Origin of the sequence: Methanospirillum sp. (genome assembly GCF_035406105.1) — an archaeon.
GTDB lineage: Archaea > Halobacteriota > Methanomicrobia > Methanomicrobiales > Methanospirillaceae > Methanospirillum.
This window is the reverse complement of sequence record NZ_DAONKG010000365.1, coordinates 1-1305: the sequence shown is the minus strand read 5'-3', so window position 1 is coordinate 1305 and position 1305 is coordinate 1. Positions and strand designations below refer to the sequence as shown.

The window sequence follows — 1305 nt, the reverse complement described above, 5'->3', positions numbered from 1 at the left end:
AATTAACCTATTTATTCTACTTGTTCAAGTGGCAAAACAAACAATGTATGGACACCATCGTAATTGTTAAGAATTTCTGTTCTGCTATATGGTTTGACCACGTATCTGATTGCGTCATCTGCACAGTTCGAACCAACTGTTAACAATGTGATGTAATGGTGAGCATCAACAGAAGCATTTAATAAATCGAGTTCATCGTATTCAGATGCAGGATATGGACTTAATATATTGTTGATGTCATCAGATGAGTACCCGTTCATGTCGATATGATATAAATTAACTATGTATTTTAACAGGATGTTATTAAAATTATATGGCTGTCCGTATTTCTTCAACTCGATGACATGATAACACCGTGGGCACAATCGTCTGTACCATCGTGCCCCTTCAATCCACCTGGTTTTAGAGCCTTCCAGTATTCTAAAATTGTCCATTCTCCCTTTTCTTAACCATTTTATTTTATACATGATTTAGAATTGGATTTCAAAACTAATAAAGATAACGATTCAAAAACAAATTATATTAATACTGGTGGATATGATCCAGCATACTAACGGTATATACAGCAGTCTTAAATTTAAGGGTTAAATCATTTTTATTATCAGGACACTCTCCAAATTTAATCAAAAACCTCGGGCGTTTGTCACAGTTTAACTGGTAATACAGACCGGATGCATCTTCTCCAAGATACTGGACATCATGATCACCGGGTTCTATCCAGTCCATTTCATGTTTATATCTCAGATAAAACAGTATACACCAGATGTAATCGGGGTAATCAGCAATTTTATATTTTGTATCACATATTTCAACCGTTTCCGGCATCTCCATATAATTGTCAGGTTTGTTATCATGTTCCATATTATTAATTAACTTTGTATTGCATAATATTTATAGATTTATACAGCAATGTAACCCTGATGATCAGGAATTTTAATCAACAGGAATTATTATATGGTTGGAAAACGAATATGATAAAGCAGGTGTAAATTTTATGAACTGTCTGTTTCTGCCAAGTATCAAATGTGGAAATCTCTGTTCTCTTGTAAAATGCGAATATAATATGAAGAGGAAGAAAATGAGTGACAATGATTTATATGCTGCCAATCTCAAGCAACGTCCGAAACTACCCGGAGCCTTCGATTAAGAACTAATTCATATTCAGTTATAATTCATTTTTTTTTTTGATTCAAATTCATTTTGACTCATTTTTGACTCATTTTTGATTTAGTTTTTATTCAAATTCATTTTTTTTTTTTTTTGATTTAAATTCATTTTAAATTCATTTTAAATTCATTTTAAATT

The 1305-nt window shown here is 31.6% G+C and carries 2 protein-coding genes; both read right to left on the bottom strand.

Translation table 11 applies throughout. From position 1 onward, the window contains the following. Positions 1 to 11: 11 nt before the first annotated feature. Positions 12 to 335 (bottom strand): hypothetical protein, encoded by a 324-nt coding sequence (locus PLA23_RS13525; RefSeq protein ID WP_324475556.1) that lies wholly within the window; start codon positions 333 to 335, stop codon positions 12 to 14. Between the two features lie 187 nt (positions 336 to 522). Then, positions 523 to 726: a hypothetical protein gene (locus PLA23_RS13520; RefSeq protein ID WP_324475555.1), complete on the bottom strand. Its 204-nt coding sequence runs from the start codon at positions 724 to 726 to the stop codon at positions 523 to 525. Positions 727 to 1305: the final 579 nt, after the last annotated feature.

Coding starts and splice junctions, on each gene's coding strand:
- PLA23_RS13520 (WP_324475555.1), bottom strand. CDS start 726: ATGGACTGGATAGAACCCGGTGATCATGATGTCCAGTATCTTGGAGAA.